This is a genomic window from Sphingobium soli (assembly GCF_020782245.1).
Classification (GTDB): Bacteria; Pseudomonadota; Alphaproteobacteria; order Sphingomonadales; family Sphingomonadaceae; genus Sphingobium; species Sphingobium soli.
The window spans coordinates 298,500-319,929 of the sequence record NZ_JAJGNP010000004.1; the positions used below are offsets into that span (position 1 = coordinate 298,500).

General features: G+C 65.6%; 25 protein-coding genes. All 25 read left to right on the top strand.

Annotation, left to right across the window (positions count from 1 at the left end; translation table 11 throughout):
* The first annotated feature begins 22 nt into the window (after positions 1 to 22).
* The 25 genes from LL253_RS07955 to LL253_RS08075 all read left to right on the top strand — a co-directional run bounded on the left by LL253_RS07955 (position 23) and on the right by LL253_RS08075 (position 21,176).
* Entirely contained in the window at positions 23 to 547 is a 525-nt protein-coding gene (locus LL253_RS07955) for a DUF2285 domain-containing protein (protein ID WP_228226827.1), read from the top strand.
* 125 nt (positions 548 to 672) lie between these two features.
* Positions 673 to 936 carry a helix-turn-helix transcriptional regulator gene (locus tag LL253_RS07960; protein ID WP_021228135.1) on the top strand — a complete coding sequence of 88 codons (264 nt, stop codon included), beginning with the start codon at positions 673 to 675 and terminating at the stop codon, positions 934 to 936.
* A 4-nt stretch (positions 937 to 940) separates the two neighbouring features.
* A complete protein-coding gene (locus LL253_RS07965) occupies positions 941 to 1,819 on the top strand; it encodes a replication initiator protein A (protein ID WP_228226828.1) in 879 nt (292 codons plus the stop codon).
* A gap of 227 nt (positions 1,820 to 2,046) precedes the next feature.
* Entirely contained in the window at positions 2,047 to 2,817 is a 771-nt protein-coding gene (locus tag LL253_RS07970) for a DNA-methyltransferase (protein ID WP_021228137.1), read from the top strand.
* Positions 2,814 to 3,332 (top strand): DUF2840 domain-containing protein, encoded by a 519-nt coding sequence (locus LL253_RS07975; protein WP_228226829.1) that lies wholly within the window; start codon positions 2,814 to 2,816, stop codon positions 3,330 to 3,332. Before LL253_RS07970 ends, LL253_RS07975 begins: the two co-directional genes overlap by 4 nt.
* Entirely contained in the window at positions 3,329 to 3,928 is a 600-nt protein-coding gene (locus tag LL253_RS07980; protein WP_031298977.1) for a S26 family signal peptidase, read from the top strand. The genes LL253_RS07975 and LL253_RS07980 overlap by 4 nt, the downstream gene beginning before the upstream one ends.
* Positions 3,919 to 4,251 carry a DUF736 domain-containing protein gene (locus LL253_RS07985; RefSeq protein ID WP_021228139.1) on the top strand — a complete coding sequence of 111 codons (333 nt, stop codon included), beginning with the start codon at positions 3,919 to 3,921 and terminating at the stop codon, positions 4,249 to 4,251. Before LL253_RS07980 ends, LL253_RS07985 begins: the two co-directional genes overlap by 10 nt.
* 3 nt (positions 4,252 to 4,254) lie before the next feature.
* Positions 4,255 to 4,992, top strand: a complete 738-nt coding sequence (locus tag LL253_RS07990; protein ID WP_228226830.1) for a lytic transglycosylase domain-containing protein — start codon at positions 4,255 to 4,257, stop codon at positions 4,990 to 4,992.
* Between the two features lie 244 nt (positions 4,993 to 5,236).
* A complete protein-coding gene (locus tag LL253_RS07995) occupies positions 5,237 to 7,000 on the top strand; it encodes a relaxase/mobilization nuclease domain-containing protein (RefSeq protein WP_228226849.1) in 1,764 nt (587 codons plus the stop codon).
* Between the two features lie 85 nt (positions 7,001 to 7,085).
* Positions 7,086 to 9,122: a conjugal transfer protein TraG gene (locus LL253_RS08000; protein WP_228226831.1), complete on the top strand. Its 2,037-nt coding sequence runs from the start codon at positions 7,086 to 7,088 to the stop codon at positions 9,120 to 9,122.
* Positions 9,119 to 9,538 carry a ribbon-helix-helix protein, CopG family gene (locus LL253_RS08005; RefSeq protein ID WP_021228143.1) on the top strand — a complete coding sequence of 140 codons (420 nt, stop codon included), beginning with the start codon at positions 9,119 to 9,121 and terminating at the stop codon, positions 9,536 to 9,538. Before LL253_RS08000 ends, LL253_RS08005 begins: the two co-directional genes overlap by 4 nt.
* Positions 9,539 to 9,680: 142 nt before the next feature.
* Positions 9,681 to 9,914 (top strand): EexN family lipoprotein, encoded by a 234-nt coding sequence (locus LL253_RS08010; RefSeq protein ID WP_021228144.1) that lies wholly within the window; start codon positions 9,681 to 9,683, stop codon positions 9,912 to 9,914.
* Between the two features lie 95 nt (positions 9,915 to 10,009).
* Positions 10,010 to 10,468 carry an SRPBCC domain-containing protein gene (locus LL253_RS08015; RefSeq protein ID WP_021228145.1) on the top strand — a complete coding sequence of 153 codons (459 nt, stop codon included), beginning with the start codon at positions 10,010 to 10,012 and terminating at the stop codon, positions 10,466 to 10,468.
* 60 nt (positions 10,469 to 10,528) lie between these two features.
* Complete coding sequence (locus tag LL253_RS08020) at positions 10,529 to 11,512, top strand: HEPN domain-containing protein (RefSeq protein ID WP_021228146.1); 984 nt, start codon at positions 10,529 to 10,531, stop codon at positions 11,510 to 11,512.
* 190 nt (positions 11,513 to 11,702) lie between these two features.
* On the top strand, positions 11,703 to 12,689 hold the full coding sequence (trbB, locus tag LL253_RS08025) for a P-type conjugative transfer ATPase TrbB (protein WP_228226832.1): 987 nt from the start codon (positions 11,703 to 11,705) through the stop codon (positions 12,687 to 12,689).
* Positions 12,686 to 13,021, top strand: coding sequence for a TrbC/VirB2 family protein (locus LL253_RS08030; protein WP_021228148.1), 336 nt, complete (start codon positions 12,686 to 12,688; stop codon positions 13,019 to 13,021). The genes trbB and LL253_RS08030 overlap by 4 nt, the downstream gene beginning before the upstream one ends.
* Positions 13,021 to 13,293: a VirB3 family type IV secretion system protein gene (locus LL253_RS08035; protein ID WP_021228149.1), complete on the top strand. Its 273-nt coding sequence runs from the start codon at positions 13,021 to 13,023 to the stop codon at positions 13,291 to 13,293. Before LL253_RS08030 ends, LL253_RS08035 begins: the two co-directional genes overlap by 1 nt.
* On the top strand, positions 13,290 to 15,761 hold the full coding sequence (trbE, locus tag LL253_RS08040; protein ID WP_228226833.1) for a conjugal transfer protein TrbE: 2,472 nt from the start codon (positions 13,290 to 13,292) through the stop codon (positions 15,759 to 15,761). The genes LL253_RS08035 and trbE overlap by 4 nt, the downstream gene beginning before the upstream one ends.
* Complete coding sequence (gene trbJ / locus LL253_RS08045; protein ID WP_228226834.1) at positions 15,761 to 16,480, top strand: P-type conjugative transfer protein TrbJ; 720 nt, start codon at positions 15,761 to 15,763, stop codon at positions 16,478 to 16,480. The genes trbE and trbJ overlap by 1 nt, the downstream gene beginning before the upstream one ends.
* On the top strand, positions 16,477 to 16,719 hold the full coding sequence (gene trbK-alt / locus LL253_RS08050) for a putative entry exclusion protein TrbK-alt (RefSeq protein WP_228226835.1): 243 nt from the start codon (positions 16,477 to 16,479) through the stop codon (positions 16,717 to 16,719). The genes trbJ and trbK-alt overlap by 4 nt, the downstream gene beginning before the upstream one ends.
* On the top strand, positions 16,716 to 18,005 hold the full coding sequence (gene trbL, locus LL253_RS08055; protein WP_228226836.1) for a P-type conjugative transfer protein TrbL: 1,290 nt from the start codon (positions 16,716 to 16,718) through the stop codon (positions 18,003 to 18,005). The genes trbK-alt and trbL overlap by 4 nt, the downstream gene beginning before the upstream one ends.
* A gap of 3 nt (positions 18,006 to 18,008) precedes the next feature.
* Positions 18,009 to 18,692 carry a conjugal transfer protein TrbF gene (gene trbF, locus LL253_RS08060; protein WP_021228154.1) on the top strand — a complete coding sequence of 228 codons (684 nt, stop codon included), beginning with the start codon at positions 18,009 to 18,011 and terminating at the stop codon, positions 18,690 to 18,692.
* Positions 18,689 to 19,681, top strand: a complete 993-nt coding sequence (trbG, locus tag LL253_RS08065) for a P-type conjugative transfer protein TrbG (RefSeq protein ID WP_021228155.1) — start codon at positions 18,689 to 18,691, stop codon at positions 19,679 to 19,681. The genes trbF and trbG overlap by 4 nt, the downstream gene beginning before the upstream one ends.
* Positions 19,678 to 20,955: a TrbI/VirB10 family protein gene (locus LL253_RS08070; protein WP_407696085.1), complete on the top strand. Its 1,278-nt coding sequence runs from the start codon at positions 19,678 to 19,680 to the stop codon at positions 20,953 to 20,955. Before trbG ends, LL253_RS08070 begins: the two co-directional genes overlap by 4 nt.
* Entirely contained in the window at positions 20,952 to 21,176 is a 225-nt protein-coding gene (locus tag LL253_RS08075) for a DUF2274 domain-containing protein (RefSeq protein ID WP_021228159.1), read from the top strand. Before LL253_RS08070 ends, LL253_RS08075 begins: the two co-directional genes overlap by 4 nt.
* The last annotated feature ends 254 nt before the right edge of the window (positions 21,177 to 21,430 follow it).

Genomic DNA, 21,430 nt, shown 5'->3' on the forward strand with positions numbered 1-21,430 from the left:
TGCCGCCCTATCGCCCACAACGGTGGTCCTCGACACGGCCGATCCTGATTTGGGCATCGCCACCTCGGTCGCTCTCGACGATTGGCCGCTGATCCTCGTCGACCGCCACCTTTCGAACGGCCGCCACCTCGTCCTTGCAGACACCGACGGCCTGCATCGTCTGTGGCTGCGCGACACGTCGCCCGGGCGCCCGCTTGCCTATGTGATCGCGAAGGATGCGAGCCTCGATCTGCGCCTCGCCGCCGTCCGGCGACTCGATCGGCGCCTTGCCGGCGCGCCACCCGCGAAGTTGCCGCGCGGCTTCATGCCCACCGCCTTCCAGCGGCACCGACTATCGCTGCTCCTCGATATCATCGACATGGCGAAGGACCGGGAATATCCCGAGGCCACCACCTACGACATCGCGCGCGCACTCCTGTACGTCGACATGGGTGTCGGTCGCGGCACCGATTGGAAAACGTCGTCGGAACGCCGCCGCACCCAGCGTCTGATGGAGGAAGCGTTTGCGTTGCGCGATGGTGGCTATCGCACCTTGCTACGCGGCTGAGATCAGGTGCGACAAAAATCGGACGCTAAAAACAGCCGCTCCACCGCGCCGATCCTTGTTCGCCAATGTCCCTCCATGCTGTCCGCGGCCGCCTTCTGCCGCCGCCGACGCGATGGAGGACGATCATGCCCGAATCGGCGGACACGACTGCAACCCGCTTTCTGAAGACGCCCGATGCTGCGCTTCGGCTCGGGCTTAGCCCGCGCACGCTGGAGAAGCATCGCTGCTACGGCACCGGTCCTGCCTTTCATAAGCTGGGCGGCCGCGTGGTCTATTCGGTCGAAGCGCTCGACGCCTGGGTCGCACAGGGTCTTCGCAACTCGACCTCCGATCCGGGACCAGGCGCCTGCCTTCCGGCGAAACGCTCCGCCAGCCCGATTCGGCGCTGAGCTGATGGCACCCGCCAATATCCATCGCGCGGATGGCGAGCGCCTCCAGCTCGACCTGTTCCGGTCGGTCCCGGGCGACGTCGCGCCCCGCGATGCGCAGGATCTGATGGCCTGGCCTTTCTTCAGCCTCGCCAAGTCGCGGCGCACCGCGCCGATCGAGTTCCGCATGGGCGAGACCTGGATTTCGGTCGAGGCGGTGCCCGAACATGGCATGGCCACAATCTGGGATGCGGACATCCTGATCTGGGCCGCGAGTCAGCTCGTCGAGGCGCGCGATGCGCGGCGCCCGACCTCGCGGCTCATGGCGACGACGCCGCACGAAATCCTGACCTTCGTCGGACGCGGCACCGGCCGCGACAATTACGAACGCCTCAAGGCCGCGCTCGATCGGCTCCAATCGACCACGGTCGCAACCTCGATCCGCCAGCATCACCAGCGCCGGCGTCACCGCTTCTCATGGATCAATGAATGGCAGGAACTGACCGACGATACCGGTCGCGCGCTCGGCATCCAACTCATCCTGCCTGATTGGTTCTATGCGGGCGTGCTCGACCGTGCGCTCGTCCTGACGATCGACCGCGCTTATTTCGACCTGACCGGCGGGCTGGAGCGCTGGCTGTACCGGATCGTGCGCAAGCATGGTGGCCGTCAACAAGGCGGCTGGAGCTTCGATGTCGCGCATCTCCATCTGAAATCAGGCGCGCTCTCGCCATTGAAGCGCTTTGCCTTCGAACTGCGCGACATCGTGCGCCGCCAGCCTTTGCCCGGATATCGCCTTGCGATCGGCTCGGATCATGGCCGCGAACGCCTGGCCTTCGCTCCTCTGCCGGTCGATCCGTTCGACGCCGCCATGCGCCGCGTCCGGATCAAGGCGCGTGGATAAGCGACGATGACGCTCGTCCTATCAGGAACCGCCAGAGTCGTCCGATCAGGAACCGCGGAGTCGTCCTATCGGGAACCCAAACTCCTCGTAACCTCCAGAAATAAAACAGCGATTCCGGCTCCCTCTAACCATGCTAATAGAGAAGAATCCTTCGGATTCTTGCTAACGCACCGCGCGCCTGTGGATATCGCGGTCGCGTTTCGGACAGCGGGCCGCCGGAGGGTGCCATGACGGTGCTGATCGGCGACTGCCGCGCCATCATGCCCGATCATGCGCCGTTCGACATGATCCTCGCCGATCCGCCCTATGGCGACACGGCGCTCGGCTGGGATCGCCGCGTCGAAGGCTGGCTCGCGCTTGCGCAACAAAGCCTGCGCCAATCCGGCTCGCTCTGGTTGTTCGGGTCGCTGCGCAGCTTCCTGACGATCGCGGCCGAGCTGCGCGCCGCGGGCTTTCGCTATGCGCAGGAAGTTGTGTGGGAAAAGCAGAACGGCAGCGCCTTCCACGCCAATCGTTTCAAGCGTGTCCACGAGCTGATAGTTCAATTCTATCATTCGGATGCGCGCTGGGACGGCATTTACAACGACGTCCAGACCACGCCCGACGCGGCCGCGCGGACGGTGCGGCGCAAAATGCGGCCGCCCCATACGGGTCAGATTGAGCGCGGATATTATGTCAGCGAAGATGGCGGCCCGCGCCTGATGCGCTCGGTCATCTTCGCGCGCAATTGTCATGGTCGCGCGATCCATCCGACCGAGAAGCCGCTCGGCCTGATCGAAATCCTGATCCGAACGAGCTGTCCGCCCGGCGGCCTGATCGGCGACTGGTTCGCCGGTTCAGGCGTCGCCGGTGAAGCCGCCCGCGCGACGGGTCGCCGCTATATCGGCTGCGAGATCGACGCCCAGATGGCCGCTCGCGCCAACGCGCGGATCGCTGCTGCGCTGCCGCTGGGTAGCCCGCTGCCCAAATCCATCCCCCCTTCCGGAGATACACCATGAACCACCCGCCCACCGGCGCGGCGGCGATGCCCCGCCACACGCCGTCGCCGCGCGACGCGATGACCGACGTCGAACTGATCTGGATCGAGAAGCGTCTCGAACACTGGATTCGCTTCGGGCGCGTCGCGGCCGAGCGGATCATGACCCGCAAGACGCGCGTGGTTTCGTTCAGGCCCGACGCTGTGTTCGCGTTCGTCCGCTGGGTGGCGAACGACTATGGCACGGTCCATTCGCGGATCGATATCCTGCGCGCCGTGCGATCGGGCGAGGCCTATACGACCGTGCCGTTCGTGCGGCCTGGCGGCGAACTCTATCTGTCAATCCAGGGCTGGGCGAAGGTCCGCGCCGTGCTGGCTGCGATCGATGCGGTGGAGGCCGTCGGCGTCGATCCGTGTGATGCCGCCCCCGACCATTGGCGCCACGTCCACAACCGGCTGAGCATCGGCGAGCGCCCCCGCCCCTATACCGCAGAACGCCATGCGGCGTGGCTCAAGCGCAAGGCGATCGAGTCATGATCCGCATCGGCTATGCGCTCCTGACGCCAATCGTTGCCGGCGTCTTCGGTGGCCTGTTCATCGTCATCGCCGTGCTCGCGCCGCATCCTCGGCTCATCTGGAACGCCAGCGCCAGCGAGCCGATCGGCCTCTACCGCGTCGTTGCGGTCGAACAGCCAGCCGTCGGCGACCTTGTCGCAATCCGACCGCCAGCGCATCTCGCCCGCTTCCTTGCCGAGCGCCATTATCTCCCGGTCGACGTGCCGCTCCTGAAGCAGATCGCCGCTGGTCCCGGCGCGCGCATCTGCCGTCGCGGAAGCATCGTGACGGTCGACGGCCTGCAAAAGGTCGTGGCGCGGTCGCGCGATCGTCTCGGCCGCGCCCTGCCGACATGGCAGGGCTGCCGGATCGTCGGGAAACGCGAACTGTTCCTGCTCGCCAGCGCGCCGGACAGCATGGACGGCCGCTATTTCGGACCGATCCCAGCCAGCGGATTGCTCGGCCGCGCCTCCCCGATCCTCACGCGCGATGCGCCCGGCCAGCCGCTCCGCTGGCGCGGTCTGCGCGCCGCGCCTGCTTCCCCCGCTCACTGCAAAGGAGACTCGTCATGCAAATAGGTCGCTTTCGTGAGGTCGGTTCCGGCTATGCCGGCCGTCTTCAAACTCTCGCGCTCGATGTTCCGCTGCGACTGGTGCCGGCGCAGCCCGGCAAGGAGAAAGCGCCGGACTGGCGCGTCCATCTCGACGACAATGGGGATGGGCCGGAGATCGGTTCGGGCTGGACTCATGAACGCGACGGCGGCGGCAGCTTCATCGCGCTGCAGATCGATTGCCCGACGCTCGCTCGCCCTTTGCGCGCCAATCTCGTGCCGGCGCGCGGCGAAGCGGATGCCCATGTCCTGCTCTGGTCGCGACCGGCGCGCAGCAAGCGGGGGGAATGAGCTATGTCTCGTCATCTCCGTCGCCGCGCAATCCGCTTTGCATTTTCCCTGCTGATCGCAGGCTACGCGACTGCCGCCTTTCCGGTCGCGAGCAGCGCCCAGAATGTCGCGCCGCGTGCCTCTGCCCTCCATCCCTACGCCGCTCATGTCGGCGAGGCGTCCGCCCGGTTCGGCCTCCCAGAGGATCTGATCTGGGCGGTGATGCGGGCCGAAAGCGCCGGCAATCCGCGCGCTTTATCGCCCGCCGGAGCGATGGGGCTGATGCAGATCATGCCGGCGACATGGCGCGGACTGACTGCCCGACATGGGCTTGGCACTGATGCATTCGAGGTCCGCGCGAACATCCTGGCCGGTGCCGCCTATCTGCGCGCGATGTTCGATCGCTATGGCGATCTGACCTCGATGCTCGCCGCCTATAATGCGGGACCACGGCGCGTCGACGACTGGCGGGCGGGCGGGCGATCGCTACCCCCCGAGACCGTCGCCTATGTCGCACGCATCGCACCGGCAATGGGCGTATCGAGCGTCACTTCGTCCGCTCGACCTGCTGCCGTCCTACCGGATTGGCGCAGCGCGATGCTGTTCACGGCGCGCAGTGATGGGGCTTCCGAGCGCACTGCCGCTGCACAGGACGCGCCGCCGACGCGCATCGCGATGACGGCACCGGCGCCTCGCTCCGCCGCTTCGCCTGCTGGCTCGAACGCGCTGTTCGTCCCGCTTTCCGGTCAGGTCGCGCGATGAGCGGTGCTGGCGTCATTTGGCGTGTTGTGGCGGGCGGGACGCTAGCTCGGCGTAGGGGACGAGCTGGCTGGGAGGATGAAGGCAGATCATCGCAAGATAAAGGGCGTGTCGGACATCGACACTTATGTGGTTGTGCAGGCTTGGTTTCTTCGTCCGACCGCCGCGCACGCTGTCCGACAGCGGACGGTCATAGTCGCGATTTTGCGTGTCGCGCGTGTCGGACACGCTCCCGATCGGCCTCATGATGAGCCGGGACGACGATAATTTCCGGGTGCGGCCGGGAAGGAGCAGCGACCGGGGAGCCGGCTCGGGGCGCAAGGCCAAGAGCTTCGCGGCTCAGGTCAAACGAGCGGCGGGACGATCCGGCTATACCCGCTCGCTGGCCCGCAGCAGCGGCCGCAAATCCGGACGCCGCGGACAGGGCGCGCGCGGCCGCGGTCGCAATGCCATGCTCAGGATCCACCGCCCGGCGAACGCCAGGCGCGTGGTGGTGATGGCGCGCGTGGTACGACATCAGGGCGCCCGGTTCCGCGCCGCGCCGCTTGGCCGGCACCTTTCCTATCTGAAGCGCGACGGCGTGACCAAGGACGGACGCGACGCCAGCCTGTTCGACGCCCGATCGGACCGCGCCGACGGTGATGCCTTTGCCGAGCGCTGCGCCGACGATCGCCATCATTTCCGCTTCATCGTCTCGCCTGAGGACGCGAGCCAGATGGACGACCTCCACGCCTACACGCGCGAGCTGATGCAGGACATGGCCCGCGATCTCGGCACCGAGCTTGACTGGGTGGCGGTCGATCATTGGAACACCGACAATCCCCATATCCATGTGCTGGTGCGCGGGCGGGCCGACGATGGGAGCGATCTCGTCATCGACCGCGACTATACCCGCGAAGGGGTGCGGGCCCGCGCCGAGGAGCGCGTCACGCTGGAACTCGGCCCGCGCAGCGAGCGCGACATCCGCGCTGCGCTCGTACGCGAGGTCGAAGCCGACCGCTGGACCAGCCTCGACCAGCGCCTCCGCGACAGAACCGATGAGGTCGCTGGCACGGTCGACCTGCGGCCGGGCGGTGCGGATGACGACGACACCCGCCGCCTCTTGTGCGGTCGCGCCGACAAGCTGGAACGGTTGGGGCTCGCGGAAGAAACGGCGCCGGGGATCTGGCGTATCCGCGCCGGCACGGAACAGACGCTTCGCGATCTCGCCATCCGCACCGACATCATCAAGACGATGCACCGTGCGATGAGCGATAGCGGACGCGCACCTGACCTCGACGCCTTCGCGCTTCACGACGCGGCACCAAACGGGCCGATTGTTGGCCGGCTTGTCGATCGCGGCCTCCACGACGAACTGGCGGGCTCCGCCTATGCCGTGATCGACGGCGCGGACGGGCGCACGCATCATATCCGCTTCGACGATCTCGACATGACCGGCGACGCCCGGCCAGGCGCGATCGTCGACGTGCGACGCTGGCAGGACGGCAAGGGTAAGGACCGGCTCTCGCTCGCGACCCGCTCGGATCTTCCGCTGCGCGAGCAGATCACCGCACCCGGCGCCACCTGGCTCGATCGCCAGCTCGTCGCGCGTGAGCCTGTCGCGACCGGCAACGGGTTCGGCATCGAGATCCGCGATGCGATGGACGCGCGGTCGCGCGAACTCGAATCCGCCGGCCTCGCGCGGCGCCAAGGCAAGGGCTTCCGCTTCGAGCGTGACCTGATCGAGACGCTGCGCGCGCGGGAAATGGCTCACGAAACCGATGCGATTGCCGCGCGTACCGGCCTTGCCCACCGGCCATCGGCCGAAGGCGACTATGTGAGCGGCGTCTATCGCGAGCGGGTGACGTTGGCGTCGGGGCGGTTCGCGATGATCGACGATGGGCTCGGCTTCCAGCTCGTGCCCTGGCGCCCCGCGCTCGACCAGCATCTCGGCCAGCATATCAACGGCACGATGGGGCGTGGCGGCAGCGTTGATTGGGCGCTCGGTCGTGGCCGGGGTCTCGGGCTGTGAGCCCGCGTCCGCTTCATCCCGCCAACGGATGCTCCGCATCGCGCACGCGGGAAGCTCTCTCATTCGCTTCCAGAAAGGTCGACCCATGAACGCTACCCGGATTCTTTGGGCGCAGGTCATCGCCGTCTTCATGATCGTGCTGGCCGCGATCTGGACAGCGACTCAATGGACCGCCCAGGCTCTCGCCTATCAGCCCGAACTCGGAAACCCCTGGTTCCAGGTCGCCGGCTATCCCGTCTATTATCCGCCGGCCTTCTTCTGGTGGTGGTTCAGCTTCGATGCCTATGCGCCCGCTGTTTTTGTGACAGGCGGCTATATCGCGGCATCGGGTGGGATCCTCTCGGTGATCGTTGCGATCGCCATGTCGGTCTGGCGCGCGCGCGAGGCGAAACGGGCGGAGACCTTCGGTTCGGCACGCTGGGCTAGCGAAAAGGAGATCACGCGCGCGCGCCTGTTCAGCGAGGACGGCGTGGTGCTCGGCTGCCATGGTCCGCGCTATCTTCGCCATGACGGCCCGGAGCATGTCCTCTGCTTTGCCCCGACCCGGAGCGGCAAGGGTGTGGGCCTGGTCCTCCCGACCTTGCTCACCTGGCCCGGCTCGGCGATCGTCCACGACATCAAGGGCGAGAACTGGCAACTCACCGCGGGCTTTCGCGCGCGGCACGGTCGCGTGCTGCTCTTCGATCCGACCAATGCCTTGTCCGCCGCCTACAATCCGTTGCTCGAGGTGCGCAAAGGCGAATGGGAGGTGCGCGACGTCCAGAACGTCGCCGACGTGCTGGTCGACCCCGAAGGGAGCCTAGAAAAGCGCAACCATTGGGAAAAAACCAGCCATGCGCTGCTGGTCGGCGCGATCCTTCACGTCCTTTATGCCGAGGAGAACAAGACGTTGGCCGGCGTCGCGGCCTTCCTCTCCGATCCCAAACGGCCGATCGAAACGACGCTCCGCGCGATGATGACCACGCCGCATCTGGGCGAAGCCGGCGTCCATCCCGTCGTCGCGTCGGCCGCGCGCGAGCTGCTCAACAAATCGGACAATGAGCGATCGGGCGTGCTGTCGACCGCCATGTCGTTCCTCGGCCTCTACCGCGATCCCGTAATCGCTCAGGTGACGCGCGCCTGCGACTGGCGCATCCGGGATCTGGTCGACAGCGCAGGGCCGGTCTCACTCTATCTGGTCGTGCCGCCTTCCGACATCAGCCGGACCAAGCCGCTCATCCGGCTGATCCTCAACCAGATCGGGCGGCGGCTGACCGAGGAGTTGACGGCGAAGGGCAAGCAACATCGGCTGCTCATCATGCTTGACGAGTTCCCGGCCCTCGGCCGGCTCGACTTCTTCGAAAGCGCGCTCGCCTTTATGGCAGGATACGGCATCAAGAGCTTCTTAATCGCCCAGAGCCTCAACCAGATCGAGAAGGCGTATGGGCCGAACAACGCGATCCTCGACAACTGCCATGTGCGCGTGACCTTTGCTACCAACGACGACCGCACCGCCAAGCGTATTTCGGACGGGCTGGGCACCACCACCGAGATGCGCTCGATGAAGAACTATGCCGGCCATCGCCTCAGCCCCTGGCTCGGCCATCTGATGGTCTCCCGGCAGGAGTCCGCGCGTCAATTGCTGACCGTTGGCGAAATCATGCAGCTTCCCGAGCATGAAGAGATCGTGATGGTCGCGGGCATCCCGCCGATCCGGGCGGCCAAGGCACGCTACTATGCCGACCCGCGCTTCATGGCCCGCATCCTCCCGCCGCCGGCATCAAAACCACTTGAGGCTGCCCGGCGCCCGAAAGATGACTGGACGGCGCTCGCTCCGATAGCCGCGCCATCGCCGCCCGAATCCACGCCCGCCCCAAAAACCGAAGGCCCATCGGCCGAGGACGGATCAGAACCCGCGGGCGGTTCCGAAAGCGACACCGCCAACGCAGGCATCCGCCGCGAACCCGACCTCGGTGAGCATGAGGAGATCGCCCCGCCGGCAAAGGCGCCGGAGAAGGAGTTCGATTTCGACAATGACGATCCGGGCGACGACGCTGCCCGCGATCGGCGGCAGATCGACCGGAGCATGGCGCGCAATGCCCGTAATGCGTCGCTCGATCCCGATGACGGAATCGACCTGTGAGCGCGTCGCGGGAAAAGCACAGCTTCCGTCTGCCCGCCGAGTTGATGCGGCAGCTCGATGCAACCGCGCGCGCGCGGCAGGTATCGCGCGCGGCGATCGTCGAGGTGGCGCTCGCCTCCTATCTGTCACCTGACGGCGCCGAGCGGCTCGAAGCAGCCGTGACGCGGAGGCTCGACCGGCTAACCCGCCAGCTCGATCGCCTTGCCTGGCATCTCGACCTCTCCAACGAAACCCTCGCTCTGTTCATCCGCTTCTGGCTGAACAGCACGGTCCCGCTGCCAGACACCGCCCAGCGCGCGGCGCAGGCAATGGGCAAGGAACGGTGGGAGCGCTTTGTGGAATCGCTCACGCGCCGGATGGAATCCGGTCCGCGTCTGGGGAGCGAAATTTCGCGCGACGTTTCGGCCAGCGAGTGATCGGAGAAGTCAACGCCGCCCGGCGGATCGATGCGCGCGGCCCTCCCCCTTTTGTGTGAGGGCGAAGCCCTGAAAGGGCTGATAGGGATTGGTCGCTTGCCGTTTCCGGCTCGCATGTTTCCACTGGCGGGAGGAGTTTCTTATGCCGAAGATCCGGGCCTTTGCTGCGGCGCTCGCCGCTATTTTGGCGGTGGCCGGCTGCGCCAAACAGGAACCGCGCAGCAAGCAGTATTTCGACGCCCACCTCGACGAGGCGCGCCAGATTGTTGCGGGATGCAAGGAAGGTGCGACCCGCGGCGACGAATGCAACAATGCCGATCTGGCGGTGCAGGAGGCGGACGCAAAAGAGCGTCTTCGGCGCTTCTTTCGCAAATGATGCTGCTAACTGCGTAGCAGGCGCCCATCAGAGCCTGCGTCACATGACACTGCTAGGTTGGCTACGGCGCGCGCCTTGGCTACGACCATCCGATCATGAGCAGAGAGATTCACAGCGCCTCGCGCATCATCATCGCGACGCCCCGCGCAATCTTTCGCGCCCATATCGACCCGGAAGTGCTGGTCAAATGGCGGCCACCCCATGGAATGGAGGCACGGCTCCATGAATTCTCAGCGCGCCCCGGCGGCGGTTATCGGATGGAGCTGACCTGTGCGGATGGGGGCGGCAAGGGCAAATCGACCGCAAATAGCGACATTGTGCGCGTGCGCTTTGCCGAACTGATCCCCGACGATCGGATAGTCGAGGAGGCTGCGTTCGAAAGCGATGATCCTGCCAATGCCGGCACGATGACGCTCACCACGATCCTCGCGCCGGTCACCGGCGGCACCAAGGTGACGGTCACGGCCGAGAATGTGCCGGCAAGTATCAGCGAGGAGGATCATCGCAGCGGCATGGAGTCCAGTCTCCGAAACCTCGCCTTATTGCTCGAATAGACCGAAATCGCTGCAAATCCGGACGTGCATCGGGCAATCCCGGTTGCTAGGATGTTCCCAATGCGAACAGGCCTCGACCATCTTCCCGCGCACAAGCAACGCGAACTCGAACGGGTGGTGCAAATCATCTTCGAGGAATTCGAAAATGCGCTCGCGCTTGCGAAGCATCAGTGGAAGAAGCGGGGCCGGATCGACAAGATTGTCCTGTATGGAAGCTATGCGCGTGGTGGCTGGGTTGATGAGCCGCACACCGCAAAGGGCTATCAGTCCGATTTTGATCTGCTGATAATCGTCAACGACAAGCGCCTGACCGATCGCGTCGACTATTGGCTGGCGCTGGAAGATCGGCTGAACCGCGAACTGGGGATCACGAAGACGCTGCGCACCCCGGTCAACTTCATCGTCCATACGTTGCAGGAGGTGAATGACGGTCTCGCGCACGGGCGCTATTTCTTCATGGACGTCGCGCGCGACGGCCTCGCGCTCTACGAGTTCGACGATAGCGAGCTTCACAAGCCGAAGCCCAAGACAGCGGGCCAGGCGCTCGCCATGGCGCAGGAATATTATGAGGAGTGGTTCCCGAGCGCGATGAAGCGTTTCAAGGGCGCAAGATTCCATATGGAGATGGGCCATCTCAAGGACGCCGCGTTCGACCTCCACCAGACCACGGAACGGCTATACCATTGCGTCCTTCTGGTCGTGACCTTCTACACCCCGCACGTCCACAATATCGGCTTCCTTCGGACGCAGGCCGAGCGGCTCGATCGCCGTCTCTTCGATGCCTGGCCTCGGCAGACCAAGCCGGAGCAGGCCCTGTTCGAGAAATTGAAGGAAGCCTACGTCAAGGCGCGCTACTCGAAGCACTATCGCATTTCCGTCGAGCAGCTCGAATGGCTGGCCGGGCATATCGAGGAACTTGGCGCCGCCGTCCACACGATCTGCATCGAGCGCCTCGATCACCTCAAGGCCGACGTCGAACGCAAGCGGACAGGGCGATCGCAGCCGCACGGTCAGTCGAACTCAGAGGCTCAAGCGGGCAGTTGATTCGCCGCCTACGAGCGGCGTCGGGCAGGTGATTTCGCCGGGCCTTACGCTCCTTTGCTACGCCAACGCCTGTCTTTCTTCGCGCCACTGCGATTCGCGTAAATAGCTGTTGCCGCTGACCATTTCCTGCGTCTCTTACTCCTCCCCGTCGCGCTGACCGTCCTGGTCCGGTGCTGGAAACGGGGATGTCATGGCCAGCGAGCCTTACCGATCTGAAGCCTTGGTTCGCGGCGCGAAGATGCTGCGCACCGCGATGGGTGCGTCGATCGCCGCGTGGCTCGCCGACCCCCAGATCATCGAAGTGATGCTCAATCCCGACGGGCGGCTATGGGTCGACCGGCTCGGCGAAGGTATTTCCGACAGCGGCGCGACCCTGACCCCCGCCGACGGTGAGCGGATCATTCGTCTCGTTGCCCATCATGTCGGCACCGAGGTCCATGCCCAAGCTCCCCGCGTTTCAGCCGAGCTACCGGAAACCGGCGAGCGCTTCGAGGGGCTGCTCCCTCCGGTCGTGACCGCGCCCGCCTTCGCGATCCGCAAGCCCGCGGTCGCGGTGTTCACCCTCGACGATTATGCCGATGTCGGCATCATGTCGCGGCTGCAGGCCGCAATGCTGCGCGAAGGCGTCGCGTCGCGCGCAAACATTCTCGTCGCGGGTGGCACCGGCACCGGCAAGACCACGCTCACCAACGCGCTGCTCGCCGAAATCGCCAAGACCGAGGATCGCGTGGTGCTGATCGAGGACACGCGCGAACTGCAATGCACGGCGCCCAACCTCGTCGCGATGCGCACCAAGGACGGCATCGCATCGCTTTCCGATCTCGTCCGCTCTTCGCTGCGCCTGCGTCCTGACCGGATACCGATCGGCGAGGTCCGCGGCGCCGAGGCGCTCGACCTTTTGAAGGCCTGGGGCACCGGCCATCCCGGCGGCGTCGGCACGATCCATGCCGGCAGCGCGATCGGCGCGCTCCGGCGCATGGAGCAACTGATCCAGGAAGCGGTGGTGACGGTGCCGCGGGCGCTCATCGCCGAGACCATCAACCTGATCGCTGTGCTGGTGCGCGATGGCGCCGGCCGCCGCCTCTCCGAGCTGGCGCGCGTCGACGGGCTCGATCCCGCGACCGGCGATTACCGCCTGATCTTCCTTCCCGACCCGAACCACGGAGACCTCTCATGATCGCAATTTCGCGGAGTCCTATCCGACGCCTGCTCCAGGGCAGCGCCGCCATCGCAATCAGCCTGTCGCTATTCGCCGGCCCGGCCTGGGCCTCAGGTTCCTCGATGCCGTGGGAGAGCCCGCTCAACTCGATCCTCCAGTCGATCGAAGGGCCTGTCGCCAAGATCATCGCGGTGATCATCATCATCGTCACGGGCCTGAGCCTCGCCTTCGGCGAAACTTCGGGTGGCTTCCGCCGGCTGATCCAGATCGTGTTCGGCCTGTCGATCGCCTTCGCCGCTTCGTCCTTCTTCCTCTCCTTTTTCAGCTTCAGCGGCGGGGCGCTGATCTGATGGGCGAGGCCGATCTCCTCCCCGCCGGCTATTTCGCGCCCGTGCATCGCGCGCTGAGCGAGCCGATCCTGCTCGGCGGGGCGCCGCGCTCGCTTGCCATCCTGACCGGGACGCTCGCAGGAGCGGTCGGTCTGGGACTGCGACTCTGGATCGCGGGCCTCGCCATCTGGGCGATCGGCCATGCGCTCGGGGTCTGGGCCGCCCGGCGCGATCCGCAATTCGTCGATGTCGCACGCCGCCACCTCAAATATCCGACCTGGGTGCGGCCATGATGTCATTGCGCGAATATCGCGATCACGCAGCGCACCTCGCCGACTTCCTGCCATGGGTCGCGCTGGTGGCGCCCGGCGTCGTGCTCAACAAGGACGGCTCGTTCCAGCGCACGGCGCGCTTCCGCGGTCCCGATCTCGACAGTTCGACGCCATCCGAACTGGTGGCGGTGACGGGGCGGCTCAACAACGCGCTCCGCCGCTTGGGATCGGGCTGGGCGGTGTTCGTCGAGGCGCAGCGCCTGCCCGCACTCGATTATCCCGAGTCCAGTTTTCCAGACGCCATCTCCGAGCTGGTCGATCTCGAGCGGCGAGAACAGTTTCGCGAGGAAGGCGCCCATTTCGAGAGCCGCTATTATCTGACCCTTCTCTGGATGCCGCCGGCCGAAGATGCCGCGCGTGCGGAAAGCTGGCTCTTTGAGGGCCGGTCGCGCGATGGCGTCGATGCCGGTGAACTGCTCAAGACCTTCATTGACCGCACCGACCGGCTGCTCCACCTGGTCGAAGGCTTCATGCCCGAGAGCGTCTGGCTCAATGACGGCGAGACGCTGAGCTATCTTCACAGCACCATTTCGACGCGGCGCCAGCGCGTCCGTGTGCCGGAGGTGCCGACCTATCTCGATGCTGTCCTCGCCGACGAACCGCTGACCGGCGGGCTCGAACCACGGCTCGGCGATCATCATCTGCGCACGCTCACCATCACCGGTCTGCCGAGCGTGACGTTCCCGGGCCTGCTCGACGATCTCAACGCGCTCGCCTTCTCCTATCGCTGGTCGACCCGCGCAATCATGCTCGACAAGACCGACGCGACCAAACTGCTGTCGAAAATCCGGCGCCAATGGTTCTCCAAGCGCAAGTCGGTCGCCGCGATCCTGAAGGAAGTGATGACCAACGAGGCGTCGGTGCTGACGGACAGCGATGCCGCCAACAAGGCGGCCGACGCCGATCTCGCATTGCAGGAGTTGGGGGCTGACGCAGCGGGAATTGCTTATGTCACCGCGACGGTGACGGTGTGGGACAAGGATCCCGCGCTCGCGGCCGAGAAGCTGCGCCAGATCGAGAAGGTCATTCAAGGCCGCGACTTCACCTGTATTGCAGAAGGCCTGAACGCGATCGAAGCCTGGCTCGGCAGCCTGCCGGGGCAGGTTTATGCCAATGTCCGGCAACCGCCGGTCTCCACTCTCAATCTCGCCCACATGATCCCCCTATCCGCCGTGTGGGCGGGGGCGGAACGGGACGAACATTTCGGCCAGCCCGCCTTGTTCCATGCAAGGACCGAAGGTTCGACCCCGTTCCGCTTTTCCCTTCATGTCGGCGATGTCGGGCACACGCTCGTCGTCGGCCCAACGGGCGCGGGTAAATCGGTGCTGCTTGGCCTGATGGCGCTCCAATTCCGGCGCTATCCCGAAAGCCAGATCTTCGCTTTCGACTTCGGCGGTTCGATCCGCGCCGCCACGCTCGGCATGGGCGGCGACTGGGAGAATCTCGGGGACACGCTGGGCGATGATGCGGCTGATCTCGGCGTTGCGCTCCAGCCCCTCGCCCGGATCGACGAGACCGCCGAACGCGCCTGGGCGGCCGATTGGGTCGCCGCGATCTTGACCGGTGAAGGCATCGCCATCGATCCCGCCAGCAAGGAGCAGCTCTGGACGGCGCTGACCTCCCTCGCCTCCGCACCGGCGCCCGAACGCACGCTTACCGGCCTCGCCGTCCTGCTCCAGAACCAGTTCCTGAAGCAGGCGCTCGCGCCCTATTGCGTCGGCGGTGCCTGGGGCCGGCTGCTCGACGCCGAACATGAACATCTTGGAGCAGCTTCAGTTCAGGCGTTCGAGACGGAGGGGCTGGTCGGCTCGGCCGCCGCGCCCGCCGTGCTCGCTTATCTGTTCCACCGCATCGAAGGCCGGCTCGACGGCCGGCCGACACTCATCATCATCGACGAAGGCTGGCTCGCGCTCGACAGTCCCGCCTTCGCCGCGCAGTTGCGCGAATGGTTAAAGACGTTGCGCAAGAAAAATGCGAGCGTCATCTTCGCGACGCAGAGCCTCGCCGATATCGAGACGTCGGCGATCGCGCCCGCGATCATCGAAAGCTGCCCAACCCGCATCTTCCTGCCCAACGAGCGAGCTAGCGAGCCGCAGATCACGCGCGTCTATGAAAGATTTGGGCTCAACGCACGGCAAATCGAGATCCTCGCGCGCGCGACCCCCAAGCGGGATTATTATTGCCAGTCGCGGCGAGGCAACCGGCTCGTGGATCTCGGCCTGGGCGAAGTCGCGCTCGCGTTCGCCGCGGCCTCCTCGAAGACCGACCAGCGCCACATCACCGAATTGGTAGCTGAACAAGGCCAGGGCGGCTTCGCAGCCGCGTGGCTCCGACATCGCGGCCTGGGCTGGGCGGCGGATCTCATCACCGCCGCGCCGACCGCATCGGCCGATTTCCCCATCACCCAAGCCCGAAAGGAGAACCCCTGATGAAACTGTCTGCCCGGCACCGGCTGCTCGCCGGAGCCCTCACCCTGTGCACGCTTGGCATTGCAGTGCTGCCTGCACCGGCCTTCGCGCAATTCGGTCTCGGGGGGATCGTCTATGACCCGACCAACTATGCGCAGAATGTGCTGACCGCGGCGCGAACGCTCGAGCAGATCAACAATCAGATCCGCCAAATCCAGAACCAGGCGCAATCGCTGATCAACGAGGGAAAAAACCTCGCCAGCCTGCCGGTGTCGACCTTGTCCACACTGCAGAGCCAGGTCAACCAGACCCGGCAGCTGCTCTCCCAGGCGCAGCGCATCGCCTATAGCGTGCAGGACATCCAGCAGGCGTTCACCCAGCGCTATAATGGCGCGAACCTGACTGCATCGCAGGGCCAGATGGTCGCCAATGCCAATGCGCGCTGGCAGGACAGCGTTGGCGCCTATCAGGATGCCCTTCAGGTTCAGGCCGGCGTCGTCGGCAATATCGACGGTGCGCGCGGCTCGATCGACACGTTGGTCTCGGCCAGCCAGTCGGCGAGCGGCGCGCTTCAGGCGACGCAGGCCGGCAATCAGCTCCTCGCGCTGCAATCGCAGCAGCTTGCCGATCTGACCGCTGCGGTCGCAGCCCAAGGCCGGGCGCAAGCCCTCGATGCGGCCCGCAATGCCGCTGAGGAAGCCGAAGCGCGCGAGCGTCTCCGCCGCTTCTTCCGGCAATGACCAGCGCGGCGAAAATCGCCGGGGTCGCTTGTCTCGCCGGCCTCATGCTCGCGGCGATAGCGGGTATGGCGGCCCGGCAGCCCACGCCAAGCAACATTGCCGAGACACCCAGCCGGTCGGCGCCGGCGATCGCAAGCGACCAACTGGCGCGCTGCCGCACGCTCACCATGCCCGACGCAGGCTGCGAGGCGGCATGGGAGGCGGAGCGCCGCCGCTTCTTCCGGGATGAAAAACGATGAACGACACCGGCGTGATCGACGGCTTCCTGCAGGTCTATGGTCAATATATCGACAGCGGCTTTGGTCTGCTCGGCGGCGAGGTCGGGTTTCTGTCTTCGACCCTGATCGCGATCGACGTCACCATCGCGGGGCTGTTCTGGGCCTGGGGCGCGGATGAGGATGTGCTCCAGCGCCTCATCAAGAAGACGCTCTATATTGGCGTCTTCGCCTTCATCATCGGCAATTTCTCGAACCTCGCGACCCTATTGTTCGATAGCTTTGCCGGGCTCGGACTCAAGGCCAGCGGCGGGGCACTGGCGCTCGGCGATTTCATGAAGCCGGGCACGATCGCCGCGACCGGGCTCGATGCCGGCAAGCCGCTGACAGATGCGGTCTACAATCTTGCTGGCCCAATCGGGGTGTTCGTGAATTTCGCGCAGATTCTCATTCTGCTTCTCGCCTGGGTCATCGTCGTTCTCGCTTTCTTCGTCCTCGCGGTGCAAATCTTCATCACGATCATCGAGTTCAAACTGGTGACATTGGCCGGCTTCGTGCTGCTGCCGTTCGCCTTTTTCGGCCGCACTGCCTTCATGGTTGAGCGCGTGCTCGGCCATATCGTCTCGTCAGGAATCAAGGTGCTGGTGCTGGCCGTGATCACCGGCATTGGCACGACTTTGTTCAGCCAGTTCACCAACGCCAATCTCGGGGAAGCCCCCGACATCCAACAGGCCATGACGATCGCGCTTGCGGCGCTCACCTTGCTCGGGCTCGGCATCTTCGGTCCCGGCATCGCCAATGGCATCGTCACCGGCGGCCCGCAGCTCGGCGCGGGCGCCGCTGCCGGAACGGCGCTGGCCGCAGGCGCAACGGTAGCTGGAGGCGTCGCGGCCGTAGGGCTTGCAGGCGGCGCGGCGGCGGGCGCACTCGGCGGTGCAGCCTCGGGCAGTGCTCGCGCCGCAGGCGGCGCATCCGCCGCCTACAGCGCTGGCGCGGCCGGTAAGAGCGGCGGGGCGGCCGTTGCCGGGGGCCTCGGCAATATCGGCAAGAGCGCTGGCCATGCCGCGGTGTCACCACTGCGGAAAGCGGCCGCCTCGCTTCGGCAAAGCTTTGCCGCGGGTCAGGCGGGTGCAAGCAACAGCGCGGCGCCTGCCTCCACGGCGTCCGCCGACGACGGCCCGCCGGCCTGGGCCAAGGCGATGAAGCGCCGCCAGACCGTAACGCAGGGCGCATCGATCGCCAGCCACACGCTCAAAGCCGGTGACAGCCATGGCGGCGGTGCCGGTCCCGACATCTCGCAAAAGGATTGACGCATGTTTCGACGTCCCTCGACCCGCTATGGGCAGCGCCCTGAGCCCGTCACCCCCTATCAACGCGCCGCGCAGGTCTGGGATGATCGCATCGGTTCGGCCCGCGTCCAGGCGAAGAATTGGCGACTGGCCTTTTTCGGCTGCCTGGCCCTCTCGGGCGGCCTCGCTGGCGGGCTGGTCTGGCAGTCGGCGCGCGGCACGATCATCCCATGGGTCGTCCAGGTGGACAAGCTTGGCCAAGCGCAGGCGGTAGCGCCGGCCGACGCCGGCTATCAGCCGACCGATCCGCAGATCGCGTTTCACCTCGCGCGCTTAATCGAGAATGTCCGGGCGATTCCCGCCGATCCGATCGTGCTCAAGCAGGATTGGCTGCAGGCTTATGACTTCACCACCGACAGGGGCGCGGTCGCGCTCAACGACTATGCGCGCGCCAACGATCCGTTCGCCAACGTCGGCAAGGTCCAGGTCGCGGTCGATGTTTCCAGCGTGATCCGCGCATCCAAGGACAGCTTCCGCGTCGCCTGGACCGAGCGGCGCTATCAGGACGGCTCGCTTGCAGAGACCTCGCGCTGGTCAGCGATCCTGACCGTGGTGATCCAAACGCCGCGCACGCCGGACGGGCTGCGCCGAAACCCCCTCGGCGTCTTCGTCGATGCCCTCAACTGGTCGAAGGAACTCAGCCAATGACAAAATACGCAATAGCCGGGCAGTGCCGGCCTCTGCTCGCTTGCCTCGCAGCCGCGCCCTTGCTCAGCATAACCCCCACGCAAGCCGCGACGGCCGAAACTCCGGGCGCGCAACCGCCGCGCCCCGTTGAGATCGTCGCCGTGCCGGTTCCGCTCCCGCTTCCAGGGCAGTTGAAGCCCTTCCGCCAAGTGCGATCCGGAGCCGCGCCGTCCGATCCGAAGGAGGGCGTCACCCGGGCCAACGCCGCTGCCAGGGTCCAGCCCGAACGAAGTTCTTGGATGAACGCGATCCAGCAATATGCGTGGGCCGATGGCGCGCTCTATCAGGTCTACGCCGCCCCCGGCCAGGTGACCGACATCATGCTTCAGGAAGGCGAGGAACTCGTCGGCCCCGGTCCGGTCGCTGCCGGCGACACGGTGCGCTGGATTATCGGCGATACCGTGAGCGGGGTCGGTGCAGCAAGGCGCGTTCATATTCTGGTGAAGCCGACGCGTCCCGACCTCCTCACCAATCTCGTCATCAACACCGATCGCCGGACCTATCATCTCGAACTGCGTGCGACGTCGGCTACCTATATGGCGGCGGTTTCCTGGACCTATCCGCAGGATCAGTTGATCGCGCTGCGCGCCGCCAACGCGGAGGCGGTGAGGGCAATGCCGGTTGCGGGTGACATTGACCCTGCCGCGCTCGATTTTCGCTATCGGATTGACGGCGATCAACCCGCATGGCGCCCGGTGCGGGCATTCGATGACGGCCAGCAAGCCTTTATCGAGTTTCCCGATGGCATCGGCACGACCGATATGCCCCCGCTGTTCGCGCTCGGCAGCGACGGCAGCGCCGAGCTGATCAACTATCGGGTCCAAGGCCGGTATATGGTGGTCGACCGGCTATTTGGGACCGCCGAACTGCGGCTGGGAACGAAGAAAAACGCGCAGCGGGTACGAATCATCCGCGAAGGCGCCGGCCGTCGCCAGCGGGGGCGGTCATGAGCGCGGCAGAGAGCAACTCCGCGCCGTCGACCGGCCCGGAGATGGCGCCTCCGACCGAGACGGCGCCGGAGCCTCAGAGCGACCCGCTGGCGTTTCGTTTGCGCACCCCGCCACCGCGCGTCATGCGCCTGTCGCGCAAAATGCTGGCGTCAATCGGCATTGTCGCCGGACTCGGGATTGGCGGATCGCTGATCTATGCGCTCCAGCAGAAGCAACCCGCCGCCTCGGCGCAGAATGTCTACAGCGGCGACGGCCGCACCAAATCCGAAATCGTCACCTCGGCCCCGTCCGACTATTCGAAGGTGCCAAAGCTGGGACAACCGTTACCCGGCGATCTCGGCCGACCCATCCTTTCGGCACAGCAGAATGGCCAGGCGGTCCCGGTCCCGCCATTGGGGACCCAAGCGGGTCAGCCCGATCCTCGCATCGCCGCTGCGGAGCAGGCTCGCCAACGTCTGGCGCAGGAGCGGGATACCGCGCGCACCAGCCGCCTCTTTCTGGGCGGCGGGGACACCGCAACCGCGAACCCGGAAAACACTTTGGCGCAGCCGGGCTTGATGGCAGATGGTTCGAACCAGTTCGCGACGAGCGACACGACATCGTCGGCCGCAGCCGCCAACATGGCGGGGCAATCAGCGAAGCGGTCGTTCCTTCAGGTCAGGGCCAATCGCTCGACCGAAAGCCCCGAGCGAATTCTGTCGCCCAGCTCGGCCAACATTCTGCAAGCCGGGAGCATCATTCCGGCGGCGCTCATCACCGGCATCCGGTCGGACTTGCCGGGCCAGATCAGCGCGCAGGTTACGCAGAATGTCTATGACAGTCCGACCGGCCGCATCCTGCTGATCCCTCAAGGCTCCCGGCTGATCGGCGAATATGACAGCGAGGTCTCGGCAGGCCAAAACCGCGTGCTGCTCGCATGGGACAGGATCATCTTCCCGAATGGCCGTTCGATTCTCCTCGATCGTCAGCCCGGTGCCGATGGTGCCGGCATGGCGGGCTTGCAGGACCGCACCAACTATCATTGGGGCAACATGCTCCGCGCCGCTGCCATCTCGACCTTGCTCGGGGTTGGCGCAGAACTGGCGACGGGGAGCGACGACAGCCTGACCCGAGCGTTGCGCTCCGGCACACAGGATACCGTCAATCAGACCGGGCGCCAGCTCGTGCAGCGCGAGATGAATGTGCCACCGACCCTGACAATCCGGTCCGGCTATCCGATCCGGGTGTTCCTCACCCGAGATCTCGTGCTTGACCGAATGGAGAAACGACCATGACGAAGTTGCGGCTCGGCCCCATCGACGATGACAAACCCGTCAAGGTCCAGGTCGAGCTTCCCGGCTCGGTCCACCGTGATCTTCTGGCTTATGCAAAGGCCCATGCAGAGGAGACCGGCTTGGCACAGCCCTTGACCGTCGAGCGGCTCATCGCGCCGATGCTGGCGCGCTTCATGGCAACCGATCGCGGCTTTGCCCGGAAATCGCGAAACTCCAGCTAATATCCAGATTGGTTGAGATTTTTGCTTGCGTGCCGATAGGGGCAGGCTCACATTTCTTTTCGCTCGGGAGTGATCTTGAGCGGTGACCGGGTGGCCGGCGCGCATGTCCAGGCCCCCGCTAAAGGCGCCGGCGCGTGCTTCCAACGCACGTTTTCACTGCTCGGTCACTCTTCTTACTGTTGATTTCCACTGAGAAGTGACCCGGGTAGGGCGTAAATTTCCACTGAGAATTGACCCATGTTGAACTCGTCCCT